Genomic DNA, 16155 nt, shown 5'->3' on the forward strand with positions numbered 1-16155 from the left:
ATTTCCACTCCTTTTTATATAGTGATGTTTATTCTTTTACTGAACCGCTCGTAAGCCCGGAAACAATCCGGCGCTGGAAAATCAGAACGAGAATAACGATAGGTATCGTAACAATAACGGTGGCAGCCGAAATGTCGCCCCATGGGACTGTGTATTCGCTCTGATAGAATGAAATGCCGACCGGGATCGTCCGCCAGGCATCAGCGGTATTGATCGCCAGAGCGAAAAGATATTCGTTCCAGGCGGCGACGAAAACAAGAATCGCCGTGGTAAAGATGCCCGGGGTAGCGAGCGGCAGGATGATCTGACGGTACGTCTGAAATGGCGTAGCGCCGTCCAGCTTGGCTGATTCTTCAAGCTCCCAGGGGATTTTTTGAAAAAAGGTGGCCAGAATCCAAATCGCGAGCGGCAGGCTGATGGTGATATATGGAATAACGAGACCGATGTAGCTGTTGCGAAGTCCCGTGTCTGTCACAAAGTTAAAGATTGGAGACAAAATCGCAATTGGCGGGAACATCGATGAGGCCAACACAAGGCCTAAAATTAAAGTCTTGCCGCGGATAGGCAGCCGCGTAACCGCATAGGCCGTAAACGAAGCAATCAAGAGCGATAAAACCGTAGTCAGGCCGGAAACGACAAAGCTGTTGAGCATGTAGCGGAACAGCGGCCTCGTCGTAATCGCTGACGCATAGGACTCAAGTGTGGCGTTGGATGTAAACCAGGCGAACGACGTCAACTCATTCTGGGGCTTCAGGGAAGTTAAAAAGATCCAGATGAATGGAAACATAACGAGAAACACGAAGATAGCCAGGAAGATATAAAACCGGATACCGGCTTGGTTTTTAAACATGTACAGTCACTCCTTCCACTTATTTTTTCGCTCTTTCCGGAAACAGGTCTGAGCCAAGCAGCTTAACGAAGATAAAGCTGATGATGGCCACACAGACAAACACTATGACGGAAAGGGCAGAGCCGGCACCGAAGTTCTGCTGTTCAAACAGGGCTTTGTAGGCAAAAACGGAAATCGATTCCGTGGCGTTTGCCGGACCGCCGCCGGTCAGCACATAAATCAGGTCAAATACGCGGAAGGCATCCAGGGTCCGGAAGAGAAGGGCGACAAGAATTGCTGATTTTAACAGTGGCAGGGTTACAAAGAAGAACTTCTGTATTCTGCCAGCTCCATCGACTTCTGCTGCTTCATACTGGGTATTTGGTATCGTCTGCAGCCCGGCAAGCAGAAGAAGTGCCATATAAGGCGTCGTTTTCCAGACGTCTGCGAATATAATGGAAAACATGGATCCCGAAGCCGTCGTTAAAAGAGCGCCCGGGTCAGAAATTAAGCCAACCGCTGCCATATAGTGAGCGACAATCCCGGACTGTCCATCGAACAGATAGCTCCACATCATGGCAGCTACAGCTGTTGGAATGGCCCACGGTACGAGCACCGAAGCCCGGACGATGCCGCGTCCTTTGAAGGTCCGGTTGATTAGCAGTGCGACACCAAGACCGATAATCAGCTCAGCGCCGACGGAAACGATCGTAAAGAAGGTCGTATTTGTCAAAGCGGTCCAGGTCCGTCCATCGAGCAGGTAATCCGCGTAATTCTGCAGGCCGACAAAGTTCGAGGAGAGCACCGAGCCCTGCAGATTGCCAAGCTGGGCGGAAAGATAGCCTATTTCCACTGCCGTGTCCCCGTCCGCCTGCTGCTGCAAGGAATTAACGGCTTCGATCTGTTCATCCATTGCAGCTTCAAAGTCGCTGCCCCACGAGCCGTCGATGGATTGGATACGCAGGTTGTCATCTGTGATCGGCTCGTAGTCATTCAGCATGCTGTTAACTTCCTGATAGCTTGAAGCCATGGCGTCATCAGCCACAAGCTCTTCATGATGCTCCTGGACGACTGCCCAGGTTTCGTTAAACGTTTCCTCTCCTTCCGGATAAGCCTCGCTTAACTCATTGACATTTTGCTCGACAAGGTATCGGTTATCGGCGTATTCCTCGAGGTTCAGGCTTTCGCTCATGATTCGCTCCGACTTGGTAGGGTCATTCAGCCGGTAGTCAAACAGGCTGTTCCAGCCGGAAAGCATAATGGGCCATATAACGACGAGAAGAATCAAAACGAGCGCCGGGGCGACCATTGCGTAGCCTAATTGTTTTTCATTTAATTGAAATTTGCGTCCAGGTTTTCCAGCCATGGGGCTTCCTCCTTTGAATCCGTGTTATTCTTCATTCAAAACGGCGCTCAATTTGCGTTCCATATTGGCAGCAGCTTCTTCAGCCGTAATTTCTCCTGCCGCTGCCCGCGAAAGTTCAATCTGCATAATATCCGATACTTCCGGATAATCTGCTGTGACTGGACGCGGCACTGCATTTTGAAGCGTTTCGACGAAGGCATCATCCGCAAACAGAGCGTTTGCTTCCTGGATGTCTTCATCTTCATACAAAGACTCAATAGTAGGAGCCCGGCTGCCTTCGAGAGCACCGATTTTCTGGCCCTGCTCACTGGACATAAATTTCACGAATTCCCAGGAGGCTTCAACTTCTTCGGAGTTTTTATTGATCATGGTGGTCCATCCGCCGAGAGCAGAAGCGGTGCCGTCGCTGCCTGAAGGGAGCGTGGTGAAGCCGACATTGTCAGGAATATTGGAGATTTCCGGGTCGGTGGAAGTAGACAGCAGGTACGGCCAGTTCCTGGCAAAAACGGTGTTACCATTTATAAACGCGTTTTCTGTTTCAATTTCCTGGAAATTAAGAATGTTGTTTGGTACAAAGTCGGACTGGGTTATATCGATCATTTTTTGGATACCTTCAATGGCCTCCGGAGAATTAACGACTACTTCCTGATTTTCGTTAATGATCTGGCCGCCGTAGGCACCGATGTATTCAATGGCATTAGTGACGAGGCCCTCATACTGGGAAGCCTGCATCGAGTAGCCGAAGGAGGTGCCTTCTTCACCCTGAAGGTCTGCAGCCATCGTTTCGAGCTCTTCCCAGGTTTCCGGCGGCTCGTCTACAATATCGTTCCGGTAAAACAACAGCCCGGCATCTGTATACGATGGCATGGCAAACTGCCGTCCGTTATAGGAGGTGGATTCAATAGTGGCCGGGAAATGGGCATCAATATCGACGTTGTCTCTTTCAATCAGACGGTCGAGCGGAAGCGCATAGCCGGCCTGGGCAAATTCCGCCGGCCAGACGACGTCAGCCGCAAATACGTCGATTTCATCACTGCCGCTGCTTAAAATCGTAGCGTACTGGTTGTGCTGTTCTCCCGTATCAGGCGGCATCTCCCGTACATCCACATTGATGTTTGGATGCTCTTCTTCAAATGCCTTGATCGTGGCATCTGTGGCGTTAGTCGTATCCACACCGCGGGCGTACGTAATTGTGACTTCGTCTTCAGCAGTGGGGGAGATGTCCGCAGTTGAACATCCGGTGAGCATTATAAACGCTCCTGTAACGGCTGCAGCTTTCTTCATGCCTATTCCTCCTTATGTGAAATCGATTTCAAAATATCCGAAACGTTTTGGATGCCAGAGAGAAGCAGGAAAGAACCTACCTGCTTACCGGAATGCCGGTGGATTCCCGCACGGTTAACGAAGCAGGAATTATCAGGCTGGCAGGTGTATCTCTTCCTTCAATCTTCTCAATAAGTAATTCACAGGCTTTGCGCCCCAGCGTGTACCGGTCCTGACGGACAGTGGTCAGGGGCGGGGAAAAATACTCCGCGAGTACGAGATCGTCAAAGCCGACGATCGATAAATCCCGCGGCAGAACGTACCCAAGATGATGAGCTGCCCGCATGACCCCGTGAGCCATTAAATCACTTGCGCAAAAGACGGCGGTGATGTGCGGATGGGCCTTAAGCAGCCCGAGCGCTTCCTGCTCAGCCTTTTTTTCATCGAAGGCTGCCTCCCGCACGTATTCCTCCCGGTAGGGAAGACCGGACTCCCGAAGTGTTTCTTCGTAGCCTTTCCGGCGTTCTTTGGATACGTAGGCGTAATGATGGCCGTTAATAAATGCGATGTGTTCATGACCAAGTCCGATCAAATGTACCAGCGCCTGACGGGCGCCGTCAGCATTATCAGTAGTGACAAAGCTTGCGTTACCGCTTTCCACATGATTGTCGATAAATACGCATGGAAGCCCGGTAGCCGCCAATTCCTCGGTGGCGGAGTGGTCATGGGGAAGGTTCTGGGTGATGACCCCTTCGAGCTGTCGCTCCCGGCACATTTGGTAATACGTACGGTCCCCAGTAGGACGGGATTGAAACAGGATAAGGTCATAACCGCATTCGTTGGCGTATTCGTTTACACCGGCCAGAATATCAAGTGTGAACGTATCCTTCGGATTGGACGGAAAGGATTGGGAGGTTAAGAGCCCAATTGTCTTCGAACGATTCATAACGAGGCCGCGGGCGATGTGGTTTGGCGTATAGTCCAGCTGTTCGGCGATCTCCTGAATACGCTGGCGTGTCTGTTCATTGACGTCGCTGTATCCATTCAAAGCTCTCGAAACAGTAGTGACGGAAACGCCGGCTGCTTTAGCGATATCTTTTATGGTATTCATAGTTAGCCTCCGAAACGTTTTGGAAGAATGACTTTATTATAGAAAACGCTTTCATTTTACGCAACCCTAAATTGAAAATTTTTAAAAATTAAAACAAAAATTGTGCTTTTCCATAAATCATAAAAATTGATTAAAGCCGCTCCACCTAGTAAACTAGCGGTAAATAAGCGATAAGAAGGAGTGGACAGTATGGAGCATGCTTCAGGCAATAAAAGGACCGTCCAACCTAATAAACAACAAATGCTGAATCGGTTAAAGCGTATTGAAGGACAGGTGCGCGGCGTTCACGATATGGTGGAAAACGATCGGTACTGTGTCGATATTTTAAACCAGATTGCAGCTATTCAGTCTGCAACCAACAAAGTATCGCTGGCATTAATGGAGGACCATACCTCGCACTGTGTGGCGAATGCCATTAAAGAGGGTGAAGGCGAAGAATCCATTGAAGAGCTGATGACCGTTATGCGCCGGATGATGAAGTGATTTTTGACAATACCCCTCAGGTGTATTATATAATGAAGGTACAGAAAGGATGGTTGAAATGAAAAAAGAAACGATCCAGGTGGAAGGAATGAGCTGTGGACACTGCGTCTCTGCGGTAGAAGGCGGCGTCGGCGAACTGCAGGGCGTTTCCAGCGTGAAAGTAAACCTCGATACAGGTGCCGTAGACGTAGAATATGATCCTGAAGTAACTTCACGAAAAGATATTGATGAAGCGATAGATGATCAGGGATATGATGTTGTATCTGCATAAATGATTAATAAGGAGCGGATCGTGGCTGCACGATCCGCTTTTTTATCACAGTTTTGTTTGCTAAATACTATACGGGGGTATAATATTAAAAGAAAGCCTGCAATGGAAATGAGGTGCCGGTATGGAAATGCAGAAAACCAATAACAATCTTTCCCGCTGGAACGCATCCGTAGAGGGTATGACCTGTGCGGCCTGCTCCCGAAGAATTGAAAAGCAGGTAGGGAAAATGGAGGGGGTCTCGGAAGCCTCCGTTAACTTAACAACCGAGCAGCTTTCGGTGCAGTATGATCCAGATGAAGTATCGCCGCATGACATGGAAGAAAAAGTAGAACAGACCGGCTACAGCGTCCGTCGCAGCGAAGCGGTGTTTGACGTCTCCGGCATGACATGTGCAGCCTGTGCCAACCGGGTCGAAAAGAAGCTGAATAAAATGCCGGGCGTGTCGGAAGCTACCGTCAACCTGGCGATGGAGCGTGCCACGGTTCACTATCTGGACGGGGAAGTTTCTGTAGAAGACATGGAACAGGCAGTAGACAAATTAGGGTATGGGTTAACCGAACGGACCGAAGAAGAGACGGAGGATCCTAGAGAAAAAGAGCAGCGGAAAAAAGGATGGCAGCTGCTGATTTCTGCGCTTTTGACCCTCCCGCTTGTATGGACGATGGTGTCCCATTTCGGATTTCTGTCCTTTCTCTGGGCTCCGGAAGCACTGATGAACCCGTGGGTGCAGGTCGGTCTTGCAACGCCGGTTCAGTTTGTGATCGGCTCCACGTTTTACCGGAGCGCCTATAAATCACTGCGGAGCGGCAGTGCCAATATGGACGTGCTGGTCGCTCTTGGAACCTCGGCTGCCTATTTTTACAGCCTGTACTTTGTGCTGACGGGCAATGCGTCCGAAGGTCTGTATTTTGAAACTTCGGCTGTGATTATTACCCTCATCCTTCTCGGTAAATGGTTTGAAGCGAAAGCGAAGGGTCGCACCTCACGTGCCATCAAGTCGCTGCTTTCATTAAAAGCCGAAACTGCCCTGGTGGAACGGGGCGGGGAAGTAACAGAAATAAAGAGCGAAGATGTTCAGGAGGGCGACGTCGTCCATGTGAAGCCGGGAGCGAGAGTACCGGTGGACGGGGAGGTCATTGACGGCCGCTCGTCTGTGGATGAGTCCATGCTTACAGGCGAAAGTATTCCGGTGGACAAAGATACCGGGGATACGGTGATTGGAGCGACGGTGAATGGAAACGGGCGTATCCGCATGCGTGCGACCCGGGTCGGCAAGGACACGGCGTTATCGCAGATTGTGCGAGTCGTTGAGGAAGCGCAGGGCGGAAAGGCGGAGATCCAGCGCCTCGCCGACCGAGTATCCGGAGTGTTTGTGCCGATTGTGATTGGAATCGCGGCTTTGACCTTTCTCACCTGGATTCTTTTTGTGCAGCCCGGATCGCTTGAAGCGGCGCTTCTGCCGACCATTGCCATCCTTATTATTGCCTGCCCATGTGCTCTTGGTCTCGCAACACCGACATCCATTATGGCAGGTTCGGGCAGAGCGGCTGAAAACGGTGTGCTCTTTAAAGGCGGACAGTATTTGGAAAGCACGGGAGCCGTAGAGACGATTCTGCTCGATAAAACCGGCACAATTACAAAAGGGGAGCCGGCAGTGACTGATATTGTGCCGGCAGCCGGCTGGACAGAACAGGAGCTGTTGATGCACGCGGCCGGCGCGGAGGAATCCTCCGAGCATGCGCTCGCCCAGGCGATTGTCCGGGACGCGGGACAGAAAAATATTACGCTGCCGAGGGCGTCTTCGTTCGAAGCAGTACCCGGCAAAGGGGTGCTTGCAGCCACGGACGCCGGTACTGTAGTGGTCGGAACGAGTGTCTGGCTGGCGGAGCGCCGGGCGGAAGGTATTCCGGGAAGTGCAGAAAATGAAGCAATGGAAGATCAGGGAAAAACAGTGATGGGAGTCGCAGTAAACGACCGTTTTGCCGGGTGGATTGCCGTAGCTGATACAGTGAAAGAAACATCCAGACGGGCAGTGGAACGCATGCAGGCAGCAGGACTTGAAGTCGTCATGATTACCGGCGATAACGAAAAGACTGCCCGCGCCATTGCAGCCGAAGTAGGGATCGATCGCGTAATTGCGCGCGTGCTGCCGGAGCAGAAAAGCAGCGAAGTCACGCGGCTGCAGCGTGAAGGCCGGCGCGTAGCGATGGTCGGAGATGGCATTAACGATGCACCGGCGCTTGCGACAGCTGATATCGGGATGGCTGTTGGTACAGGAACGGATATCGCCGTGGAGGCAGCCGACATCACGCTGATGCGCGGGGATTTAAACAGCGCTGCTGATGCTGTGCTTATGAGCCGGGCCACGATGAAAAACATTAAAGAAAATTTATTCTTTGCATTTGTGTATAATTCCGTCGGCATTCCTATTGCGGCTATCGGCCTGCTCGCTCCGTGGGTGGCCGGGGCAGCCATGGCGTTCAGTTCCGTTTCTGTTGTGCTGAATGCCCTGCGCCTTCAGCGGATGAAAATTTCATAATAAAAACAGGCAGGGCCCAGCGGCTCTGCCTGTTTTCTATCCACCAGGAGAAGAAAATAATTGTGAATCCAGTTCATTACTATATTACTATGAACTTTCTTGGTTTGTGTTATAATAAACAGGAATTTATAGGTATAATATAATGGATCGAATGCATTTAATAAATGATTATCCAATTAAAAAGTGACTCAAGGAGGCTGTTCAAAATAGCTGCAAATTGTATGTCCCAATCCATAGGCAATGCTAAAATTGCTAATTCTGACTCTATCGATAAACTCACAAAGTGCCTGTATCAAACCGCCAATATCGAGCTCGGCAAATTAACAGCTTCGATAAACAGTGCCCAGGAAGAACTTAATTTATTAATGCAGGAAATTCAAAGGCTCCAGGGTAAATCCGTATGATGCCTGGATACATGCGAAGCACCTATCTATCAGCCTAAAGACAGACAGGGCATAGTGCCTCTGTCTGCTTTTAGGCTGCCCCTATTTTTTTATCCAAAAGGGCGGCGATAACGAACATAAAAATCATGCCGACGCTTACGACGAATAAGTCGGGCCCGATCCAGCGGGTGAATACAATGCTTAAAATTAATACAGAGAAAAAGGCGATAAATGTTACATTCGCTGCGGCGAACCGGTGCCGGCGGCCGTGCTGTTTAATGCGGGCGATGACGTAAATAGCGGCATTTAATGCCAGGCCGATAAATAAAAGGTAATACAGATTTAATGTTAGTTCCATGACTCATCGATCTCCTCAACTACGTTCTGGTATGTATTCGTGCACCGGGACGTCTTTTCATATCACTTTACATGGTAACATGAACTTGAAAAAGGCGGTAGGAAAGATAAACCATGCCTGCATATGCTACACTTGCCGTAGAAGTTAGTGATGGAAGGAAGGAACAATTACGATGCAGATAGAAAAATACGAAGGCATGCCTCCAAGCGAAGTGCTTCAGGGTATCCTATATTTACACGCTCAGCTTTTTGAAAAAATGGAACCAATGTACCAGACTCTCGAACAGGCAGAGGCGTCTCTCGTGCAGGTAGCGCGGGAGGAAGGAAAGATACTCGGCTACGACATCAGCTACGCGAAAGATGACAGCGTATGGTACAGCTGGCTGAACGGAATGGAAGAAGCATTTGAAGATGACGGATGGAGAAGCCGTCTTGTCGGCAACGTTCTTATTCATGCCCGGGAGCAGGGATATGAGGTGGTGCAGACGAAGCTTGCCCACCGGTACCCGGAATTTATTGATATGCTGCAGGCCGCGGGCTTTCAGGTGAAAGAGGAGTTAACAGATGAACGCATCTGGCTTGAGAAAAAGCTGTGAAAAGGGACCGTTTCCGGTCTCTTTTTTTATAGGCAGAAATCACGTATCTTCGTATAGTGCCTTTTCAAATTTGCAGTAGTTCCGCATACTGATGAAAAAGAAAAAGGAGGAAATCATATGAAAAATATCGAAGCCGGACTGCTGATCCTCCGGGTCGTGACAGGCGTGATATTTTTAGCCCACGGAGCAGATAAATTACTGAACGGAATGGGTGACCAGGCTGCATCGTTTGGCAGCATGGGCATGCCGGAAGGCACGGCTTACGCTGTAGCAGTCATCGAAGCCGCGGGAGGAATTTTACTGATTCTAGGACTGCTGACGCGTGTCGTGGCGGGGCTGTTTGCACTCATTATGCTTGGAGCGATTGTAACGGTCAAATGGCAGCAGGGACTGATTGGGGGCTTTGAGCTTGATCTTATACTGATGGCTGCCTCTATTCATCTGGCACTTACTGGAAGCCGCATGCTTGCCTTGAAAAAACGAAAAAAGAAACGTTCTTTCTGAAGCAGTAAACGGCCTGCAGGGATAAACCCCTGCAGGCCGTTTACTGTTTATGCATTTTCATTTGACGTATAAGGCTCCATCTTTTTCCACTGCGTACGAATAGTGGACGAGGCCACGCCGTAGCGTTCGGCGATTTCTTTCTGGGTGCCGCCTCCTACTGCGTATTCAAGGGCTGCTGCCTGGGCTTCCGGCTTGCGGATAACAGGATTTTCCTGTTCACAAAAGCGTGCCCACAGCTCTGAAGCTGCAGCTGCTGCGTCTTTAGACAGCTGATCGGAGTTTTCGAGCGCCTCCACTACCTTCTGCTGGTCGTCGTTCAGGCCTGAAGTGGATGCCGCAGCGGTCTCTGTTGTATCGGCCGCAGCATCTGAACCTGTTTCAGACGGGGTGGTGGAGGTGCTATCTGCTTCCTGGTATTTTTCCTGAAGATCATCCTTAAGTGTGCGAAGCACGTCCGGCAGGTGATGCGTGATCCAGCCGGCTTTATCCGCTTCGTTATCCGGAACAGAGCCGGTAACACTTTTAATGACGTCATCGCCGAAGTCCGGATGAAACGGCAGCAGGCCGAGCATTGGATACCATTTGTCCTCCACAGGAACTAAAAAGGCAAGGAATACAATGTTTTCCTGCAGGTCGCGGAAAAAGGACAGTGGTTCAATGTGGTGAACTTCATCGCTCAACAGGTCAGTGACTTCGTACCAGTCGTCGGTCATTTTATTCAAACGAAATAATGACAGGTTATGCCCGGTCCAGTTGGAATAAAGCCGTTGAAGCCGCGGGTGCTGACTGTTCTGCTCTATCTGCTGATGGATATTCATCCATTCCCTGCGCTCATTGCCGTGCAGTAAAAAGTCGGCAAGCGCCAGGTTTTGGACAAATTTATGCCAGGCATAAGGGAAATAGTTCGGCCGGTAGACACGGCGGTAATAATGGCTGAAATCCTTCCGGCTGTCTTTGTTCGCAGCGGCTGCAAGATCCAGCTGTATGTTGGTTACTTCTTCAGTCGTATAAGCTGGCTGGTTGGCGGGATCGCCGCAGCATTTTTTGTATTTTTTACCGCTGCCGCAAGGACACGGGTCGTTACGTGAAATACTCATACATTCAGGCTCCTTCTCACTAGTATGTTACTATTCCTTCAAATTCTAACATACATTGCCCCGAAATGGGGAATCCGTGCGCTTCAGGGGGGTGGAGACGTGAAAAAACCCTTCGCAGTGGAAGGGCTGTATTTGTATAATAAGAGACCTGCTTAATTAGCCGCTTGGCCGTTCGCATTTTCCCATACGCTGCGGAGTGTCTCTGCGCTGTGGTGGAAGTCTTGGGCTTCCTCTTCATTCAGTGGCAGTTCGATCACTTCCCGTATTCCCTCGCGGTTAATGACGGCCGGTACACCGATGCATAGATTATTTTCTCCGTACTGGCCGTCAAGGTGGGCGCTGACGGTCAAAACGCTGTTTTCGTTTTTAAGAATCGCGTTTGTAATACGGGTGAGTCCCATTGCGATGCCATAGCTGGTGGCGCCCTTACGCTCAATGATCTCATAGGCAGCCCCGCGGACGTCTTTAATCATGCCTTTCATTTCCTTCACATTTTTGTTTTCTTTTTCATCTGCGAGTTCTACTGCGTTTCGGCCGCCGACGTTTGCCTGGCTCCAGACGGCAAGCGATGTGTCGCCGTGTTCACCAATGATATAGGCGTGGGCATTCTGGGCAGCGGTATCAAAATAGTCACTCAGCATAAACCGCAGGCGGGCGGTATCCAGAATTGTCCCGCTTCCAATGACCCGTTCTCTTGGAAGCCCGCTGAACTGCTGGGTGGCATACGTAAGAATATCCACAGGGTTAGTGGCGATAAGGAATATTCCGTCAAAGCCGTTATCCATCACCTGACCGACGATATTTTTAAATATAGCCGTGTTTTTGCCTACAAGATCGAGACGGCTTTCCCCGGGTTTTTGGTTGGCACCGGCAGTAATACAGACAATGTCGGCATCCCGGCAGTCTTCATAGGTGCCAAACCATGTTTTAGTAGGATGCGGGGCAAAGGCTTTACCGTGATTGAGATCCATCACGTCCCCTTCGGCCTTGCGTTCATCCAGATCGATGATCACGAGCTCCTCGACGACGCCCTGATTAATTAACGAAAATGCATAGCCGCTGCCGACAGCTCCGGCTCCGACAACAACAACCCGGTGGACGTGATTTCTTTTCATATATAAAATCCCCTTTCGAATATGAATCATGTGAATGAATGAGCAATCTTTATCTATTTATATTGTGCACCATTTCACAAAGTGATGCAAGCACAGAAAATATATAATTGTGAACAAATGATGAACTTACGTGTTGGGAGGAAATCGAAACGGGAAAGGAGCAGAAGAGGGGGAATGACTCGATGGAAAATGCGTTAAAATATGCGCTGCCGACAGCGTTGACGTGGGCAGTGATTGGTCTGCTCGCCGGTCTGAATCTCGACAGAGGATGGCTGTGGGTGCTTGCTTTTGTAGTTTTCGGATTTCTCGTCAGCTTTGTTACAGTGATAATTGCGCAGTGGATTATTTCTAAAATAAATATGTAATTAGCGGCGGAGAAATTAGGGAATGGTATATGTAAAGCTTATAAGCGAAAAGGAGCGTGCAAGCATGGAGGATATAAACGGCCGGAGACCGGTGATAGCTATTACTGGCGCTAGTGGATATATCGGAAGAAACCTGATGAAGGAACTGAAAAAGCACGCGGATATTATTGCTCTGTCGAGAAACATAGACACAAAAGAAAACGAGGAGCATGTAACATGGCGCTCGTGTGACTTATTTTCATTAAAAGACGCGGAACAGGCACTTGAAGGTGCAGATTACGCTTTATACTTAGTTCATTCGATGATGCCGACGTCCAAATTAACTCAGGGAAGCTTTGAAGATATGGACGTTATCCTTGCCGATAATTTCGCGCGTGCCGCCGAGCAGAAGCAGGTGAAGCAGGTCGTTTATTTGAGCGGCATTATTCCTGAAGCCGACCGCCTGTCCCGTCATTTAAGCAGCCGGCTGGAAGTAGAAAATATCCTGAAATCGTACCGGACGCCTGTGACTGCTATACGAGCGGGATTGATTGTCGGGCCACAGGGCTCCTCGTTTCCTATTCTCGCAAAGCTGGTAAAGCGGCTGCCGGTCATGATCCTTCCGAAATGGACGCAGACCAAGACCCATCCGATTGCGCTTGCCGACGTATTAAACAGTCTGCAAAAAAGTATCGGGGAAGAATCGCTCTACAACCGTTCCATCGATGTTGGAGGGCCGGACGTAATGACCTACCGGAAAATGATGAACATCACTTCAAAGGTGATGGGGAAAAAGCGTTACGCAGTCACCGTGCCGTTTTTCACCGTGCGCCTTTCAAGACTGTGGGTGAGTGTAACTACAGGGACGCCGAAAAGCCTGGTTTATCCGCTGATTGAAAGCCTGATCCATCCAATGGTGGCTGACCCTGCCAAAAGTGTGAAGGGCATCAGTGATGGAAAAATTCCTTTCCGGGAGGCGGCAGAAAACTCTCTGAAGGAAAGCAGGAAGGAGCAGTCCTCGATTCTGGCACGCCTGAAGCCGGCACCTGTCGAGCGGAATGTACGCTCTGTCCAGCGCGTCACCATCCCAAGTGGAAGAGACGCAGACTGGACGGCCCGTTATTATATAAAGTGGCTTCCGAAGCTTCTGCGCCCATTCGTAAAGGTGGAAACGACCGATCGCTACCAGTACGGCCTGCGGCCTGCCTTTATGAAAAGAACATTTCTCGAGCTCTCCTATTCCAAGGAGCGCAGTGAAGAAGACCGGGCGCTGTACTATATTACCGGTGGACTCCTTGCACAGGTAAATGAAGGAGAACGGGGCCGGCTGGAATTTCGTAAAATTCCTCACACGAACCAGTGCATTGTAGCGGTACATGATTATGTTCCGGCTATGCCATGGTACTTTTATCAATATACCCAGGCGTTTATTCATCTTTGGATCATGAACCGCTTTAAAGCACACCTTGAAAAAGATCAGTGGACGTTAAGGAGGTCCCGTCAGCTCCAGCCGGAGTCATAATTTTCCTCGTTTAGTTTCACCTTTTTTAAGGAACACGGAAAAGGATATGAGTAGTCTGCATACAGAAGGGAGACGGTGCCGTATGAGCACCAACCAGTTGATCCGTGACTATTTTGTCAATCACGCAGCGGAAATGGCGAATTCATGGTACGAAACGTTGGAGGAATCAGACAGAGAATCTGCTTACGCAACGACTGACCCAAAAGAAGTTGAGGAACTGAAGTCTCAGACGTATGAGTTTCATTTATATTTCTCGAGTATTTTTATCGAGGATCGGAATACATGGGAGAATACCTTTGAAGTATGGATAGACGGCATTATCAGTGATCCTAAATACTTCCGGACGAAGGATGCGCGGGTCGTCCGGGAAATGATGAGGTACAGGGAGCAGTATACTGCCTATTTGAAGCGCTTTTATGCGGAAGAGCACGCAGAGCTCTCTGCGAATATGAAAGAACAGCTTCGGGAGCTCGTAACAAACGGCATGGATCAGATTATTCTTTCTTACGTGGAAAAATCCAACCGGCTGCTCCTTCAGAAATTAGAAGCGAGGGAAAGCATTATTAATGAACTGAGCGCTCCGGTTATCTCTCTGAATAAATCCTCCGCCCTTCTTCCGTTAATTGGAGAAATTGACGAAGAACGGGCTGCAGTAATACTCGAGCACACACTTGAGGCGTGCTCGAAAAAGCAGGTCTCTGAATTGTTTATTGACCTTTCCGGCGTAGCCGGCATCGATACCCACGTCGCTCATCAGATTTTCGGGCTGATCCGTTCGTTAAAGCTGATTGGCGTACAGCCTGTTCTGGCAGGCATGCGTCCCGAAATCGCCCAAACCTCCGTCAATCTTGGCATCAGATTTCAGGATGTGCCGATTGCCTCGTCGCTTTCCCAGGCAATGGACCAAAAGCATTAAAAAAGACCGGCGCCCTTTGAAGGGTGCCGGTCTTTTCTGCGTCTTTAACACAGATTCATCTGTGCTTAGACTTTTTCTACGACGTACGTTGGTTTCTCAACGAATTTTTTACCAGCGAGTTCTTCGGAATGATCGAAGTAGCCGCCGAATTTATAAACGACTTTGTACTCGCGGTCCGGCTCTGTAAACAACTGATTCTCGTTGTTAGAGATGACCGTGACATGGTTGTTTTCTACAAAGCTGTCGATTTCACTCGCTTTATAGTTTGTACCTGCAGTAAGTTCGGAAACGGATTGGCTTCCCATATATAATCGCTCCTTTGCGTTATAGTTTGTCCACTCGTTACAATACCCGGGTGAAACCTGTCTTAATCATACGATTTAATAGCCGCCCCGGATGCTTGGCTCTACGTCCTCTAAATAAAACTTCGTCAGCTTCTCCTGCTCCTCTTTCGAGAAGGAGGGAACACTGACCGCTTCGAGGCTGTCGGTTACCTGTTTTTCGTTACGGAATCCAGGTATGACACAGGTGACGTCCTCGTTATCCAGAATCCAGCGCAGAGCTGCCTGGGCCATTGTGCCCCGCTGCTCTTTAATCCACTGGAGGGAGGTGCTGAGCTCTACGCCCTTTTGAAAAGGAAGGCCGGCGAATGTTTCTCCGACATTGAAGGCGTCTCCGTCCCGGTTGAAATTGCGGTGGTCGTCTTCAGCGAATGTCGTTTCTTTTGTATATTTTCCGGTTAACAGTCCGCTTGCGAGCGGTACGCGGGTCAGGATACCGACGCCCTTCTTTTTCGCCTGTGGAAAAAGCCGTTCTGCCGGCTTCTGACGGAAAATATTGTAGATCACCTGAAGTGCCTTAACATTTGGATAATGCAGGCATTCCATGCCTTCCTCCACTGTTTCCACGCTGACTCCGTAGTGGCGGATTTTTCCCTGTGCCTGCAGGTCATCAAGTACCTTAAATACCGAGCCGTCTTTTAAAACGTCGATCGGCGGACAGTGAATCTGATAAAGATCCAGGCGTTCGCGTCCGAGCCGCTTCAGTGTAGCGTCCAGGTAGGCCGTGACACTTTCCCTGGAATAAGTATTTGGGTCATTAATATCGCCGCCACGCGCAAATTTGCTGGCCACGTGAATCTTGTCTTCTTTGCCTTTGGTTGCTTTTCCAATCAATTCCTCGCTGTGTCCATCCCCGTACACGTCGGCCGTGTCGAAAAAATTCACCCCGGCGTCCATGGCAGCCTCGAGGCCTTTGAGCGCTTCGGTATCGTTTGTTGCTCCCCACGCGCCGCCAATGGCCCATGTGCCAAAGCTCAATTCACTTACTTTTAGATCGGTATTTCCCAACTGACGATATTTCACACCGTCCACCTGCCTTTTAATCAAAGTATGGTAGGCTATTCCCGTTCAGCAGATATTTAAGCGTTCTCATGATTAATGGTTTTGATTTAGTGTAA

The 16155-nt window shown here is 49.6% G+C and carries 18 protein-coding genes; 9 read left to right on the plus strand and 9 right to left on the minus strand.

Annotated features, from left to right (window positions below; genetic code table 11):
* Window positions 1–28: 28 nt before the first annotated feature.
* The 4 genes from ACTRXF_RS04135 to ACTRXF_RS04150 form a co-directional block, all read right to left on the minus strand.
* Window positions 29–850: a carbohydrate ABC transporter permease gene (locus tag ACTRXF_RS04135; protein WP_462865690.1), complete on the minus strand. Its 822-nt coding sequence runs from the start codon at window positions 848–850 to the stop codon at window positions 29–31.
* 19 nt (window positions 851–869) lie between these two features.
* Window positions 870–2195: a carbohydrate ABC transporter permease gene (locus ACTRXF_RS04140; RefSeq protein ID WP_474262396.1), complete on the minus strand. Its 1326-nt coding sequence runs from the start codon at window positions 2193–2195 to the stop codon at window positions 870–872.
* Between the two features lie 24 nt (window positions 2196–2219).
* Window positions 2220–3479 carry an ABC transporter substrate-binding protein gene (locus ACTRXF_RS04145; RefSeq protein ID WP_474277954.1) on the minus strand — a complete coding sequence of 420 codons (1260 nt, stop codon included), beginning with the start codon at window positions 3477–3479 and terminating at the stop codon, window positions 2220–2222.
* A 76-nt stretch (window positions 3480–3555) separates the two neighbouring features.
* The gene (locus ACTRXF_RS04150; RefSeq protein ID WP_474277956.1) at window positions 3556–4569 is read right to left on the minus strand and encodes a LacI family DNA-binding transcriptional regulator; all 1014 of its coding nucleotides are present in this window, start codon (window positions 4567–4569) and stop codon (window positions 3556–3558) included.
* A gap of 180 nt (window positions 4570–4749) precedes the next feature.
* Between ACTRXF_RS04150 and ACTRXF_RS04155 the strand changes: the two genes are divergently transcribed.
* The 4 genes from ACTRXF_RS04155 (at window position 4750) to ACTRXF_RS04170 (ending at window position 8266) form a co-directional block, all read left to right on the plus strand.
* Window positions 4750–5052: a metal-sensitive transcriptional regulator gene (locus ACTRXF_RS04155; protein ID WP_474262393.1), complete on the plus strand. Its 303-nt coding sequence runs from the start codon at window positions 4750–4752 to the stop codon at window positions 5050–5052.
* Between the two features lie 58 nt (window positions 5053–5110).
* Window positions 5111–5323 carry a copper chaperone CopZ gene (gene copZ / locus ACTRXF_RS04160; RefSeq protein ID WP_474262392.1) on the plus strand — a complete coding sequence of 71 codons (213 nt, stop codon included), beginning with the start codon at window positions 5111–5113 and terminating at the stop codon, window positions 5321–5323.
* 127 nt (window positions 5324–5450) lie between these two features.
* Window positions 5451–7862 (plus strand): heavy metal translocating P-type ATPase, encoded by a 2412-nt coding sequence (locus ACTRXF_RS04165; protein WP_474278115.1) that lies wholly within the window; start codon window positions 5451–5453, stop codon window positions 7860–7862.
* A 221-nt stretch (window positions 7863–8083) separates the two neighbouring features.
* Window positions 8084–8266, plus strand: coding sequence for a hypothetical protein (locus ACTRXF_RS04170; protein WP_474262389.1), 183 nt, complete (start codon window positions 8084–8086; stop codon window positions 8264–8266).
* A 70-nt stretch (window positions 8267–8336) separates the two neighbouring features.
* Here ACTRXF_RS04170 and ACTRXF_RS04175 read toward each other — a convergent pair whose 3' ends face one another.
* Window positions 8337–8603: a hypothetical protein gene (locus tag ACTRXF_RS04175; protein WP_474262388.1), complete on the minus strand. Its 267-nt coding sequence runs from the start codon at window positions 8601–8603 to the stop codon at window positions 8337–8339.
* A 172-nt stretch (window positions 8604–8775) separates the two neighbouring features.
* Here ACTRXF_RS04175 and ACTRXF_RS04180 point away from each other — a divergent pair, with 172 nt between their 5' ends.
* Together ACTRXF_RS04180 and ACTRXF_RS04185 are read left to right on the plus strand one after the other, a co-directional pair.
* Entirely contained in the window at window positions 8776–9198 is a 423-nt protein-coding gene (locus ACTRXF_RS04180) for a hypothetical protein (RefSeq protein ID WP_474262387.1), read from the plus strand.
* Window positions 9199–9315: 117 nt separating this feature from the next.
* Window positions 9316–9702, plus strand: coding sequence for a DoxX family protein (locus ACTRXF_RS04185; RefSeq protein ID WP_474262386.1), 387 nt, complete (start codon window positions 9316–9318; stop codon window positions 9700–9702).
* 47 nt (window positions 9703–9749) lie between these two features.
* Here ACTRXF_RS04185 and ACTRXF_RS04190 read toward each other — a convergent pair whose 3' ends face one another.
* Both ACTRXF_RS04190 and ACTRXF_RS04195 read right to left on the minus strand, forming a co-directional pair.
* The gene (locus ACTRXF_RS04190; RefSeq protein WP_474262385.1) at window positions 9750–10799 is read right to left on the minus strand and encodes an SEC-C metal-binding domain-containing protein; all 1050 of its coding nucleotides are present in this window, start codon (window positions 10797–10799) and stop codon (window positions 9750–9752) included.
* Between the two features lie 152 nt (window positions 10800–10951).
* A complete protein-coding gene (locus ACTRXF_RS04195) occupies window positions 10952–11914 on the minus strand; it encodes an L-lactate dehydrogenase (protein ID WP_474262384.1) in 963 nt (320 codons plus the stop codon).
* Window positions 11915–12096: 182 nt separating this feature from the next.
* On the opposite strand from ACTRXF_RS04195, the gene ACTRXF_RS04200 reads away from it, so the two are divergent.
* The 3 genes from ACTRXF_RS04200 (at window position 12097) to ACTRXF_RS04210 (ending at window position 14696) form a co-directional block, all read left to right on the plus strand.
* Complete coding sequence (locus ACTRXF_RS04200; protein ID WP_091613249.1) at window positions 12097–12279, plus strand: hypothetical protein; 183 nt, start codon at window positions 12097–12099, stop codon at window positions 12277–12279.
* A 64-nt stretch (window positions 12280–12343) separates the two neighbouring features.
* Entirely contained in the window at window positions 12344–13780 is a 1437-nt protein-coding gene (locus ACTRXF_RS04205) for an NAD(P)H-binding protein (RefSeq protein WP_474262383.1), read from the plus strand.
* A gap of 82 nt (window positions 13781–13862) precedes the next feature.
* A complete protein-coding gene (locus tag ACTRXF_RS04210) occupies window positions 13863–14696 on the plus strand; it encodes an STAS domain-containing protein (protein ID WP_474262382.1) in 834 nt (277 codons plus the stop codon).
* Between the two features lie 65 nt (window positions 14697–14761).
* On the opposite strand, the gene ACTRXF_RS04215 is transcribed toward ACTRXF_RS04210, so the two are convergent.
* Window positions 14762–15001 carry a hypothetical protein gene (locus tag ACTRXF_RS04215; RefSeq protein ID WP_474262381.1) on the minus strand — a complete coding sequence of 80 codons (240 nt, stop codon included), beginning with the start codon at window positions 14999–15001 and terminating at the stop codon, window positions 14762–14764.
* A gap of 75 nt (window positions 15002–15076) precedes the next feature.
* A complete protein-coding gene (locus ACTRXF_RS04220; protein WP_474277959.1) occupies window positions 15077–16060 on the minus strand; it encodes an aldo/keto reductase in 984 nt (327 codons plus the stop codon).
* Between the last annotated feature and the right edge of the window lie 95 nt (window positions 16061–16155).

The sequence above is a fragment of the Marinococcus sp. LNHM3E3-2.2 genome (genome assembly GCF_056034385.1).

Excerpts from the sequence above, each read along its gene's own strand:
- ACTRXF_RS04165 (WP_474278115.1), top strand. The coding sequence starts at position 5,451 with ATGCAGAAAACCAATAACAATCTTTCCCGCTGGAACGCATCCGTAGAG.
- ACTRXF_RS04200 (WP_091613249.1), top strand. The coding sequence starts at position 12,097 with ATGGAAAATGCGTTAAAATATGCGCTGCCGACAGCGTTGACGTGGGCA.
- ACTRXF_RS04135 (WP_462865690.1), bottom strand. The coding sequence starts at position 850 with ATGTTTAAAAACCAAGCCGGTATCCGGTTTTATATCTTCCTGGCTATC.
- ACTRXF_RS04170 (WP_474262389.1), top strand. The coding sequence starts at position 8,084 with ATGTCCCAATCCATAGGCAATGCTAAAATTGCTAATTCTGACTCTATC.
- ACTRXF_RS04175 (WP_474262388.1), bottom strand. The coding sequence starts at position 8,603 with ATGGAACTAACATTAAATCTGTATTACCTTTTATTTATCGGCCTGGCA.
- copZ (WP_474262392.1), top strand. The coding sequence starts at position 5,111 with ATGAAAAAAGAAACGATCCAGGTGGAAGGAATGAGCTGTGGACACTGC.
- ACTRXF_RS04190 (WP_474262385.1), bottom strand. The coding sequence starts at position 10,799 with ATGAGTATTTCACGTAACGACCCGTGTCCTTGCGGCAGCGGTAAAAAA.
- ACTRXF_RS04195 (WP_474262384.1), bottom strand. The coding sequence starts at position 11,914 with ATGAAAAGAAATCACGTCCACCGGGTTGTTGTTGTCGGAGCCGGAGCT.
- ACTRXF_RS04180 (WP_474262387.1), top strand. The coding sequence starts at position 8,776 with ATGCAGATAGAAAAATACGAAGGCATGCCTCCAAGCGAAGTGCTTCAG.
- ACTRXF_RS04215 (WP_474262381.1), bottom strand. The coding sequence starts at position 15,001 with ATGGGAAGCCAATCCGTTTCCGAACTTACTGCAGGTACAAACTATAAA.
- ACTRXF_RS04150 (WP_474277956.1), bottom strand. The coding sequence starts at position 4,569 with ATGAATACCATAAAAGATATCGCTAAAGCAGCCGGCGTTTCCGTCACT.
- ACTRXF_RS04145 (WP_474277954.1), bottom strand. The coding sequence starts at position 3,479 with ATGAAGAAAGCTGCAGCCGTTACAGGAGCGTTTATAATGCTCACCGGA.
- ACTRXF_RS04210 (WP_474262382.1), top strand. The coding sequence starts at position 13,863 with ATGAGCACCAACCAGTTGATCCGTGACTATTTTGTCAATCACGCAGCG.
- ACTRXF_RS04205 (WP_474262383.1), top strand. The coding sequence starts at position 12,344 with ATGGAGGATATAAACGGCCGGAGACCGGTGATAGCTATTACTGGCGCT.
- ACTRXF_RS04140 (WP_474262396.1), bottom strand. The coding sequence starts at position 2,195 with ATGGCTGGAAAACCTGGACGCAAATTTCAATTAAATGAAAAACAATTA.
- ACTRXF_RS04185 (WP_474262386.1), top strand. The coding sequence starts at position 9,316 with ATGAAAAATATCGAAGCCGGACTGCTGATCCTCCGGGTCGTGACAGGC.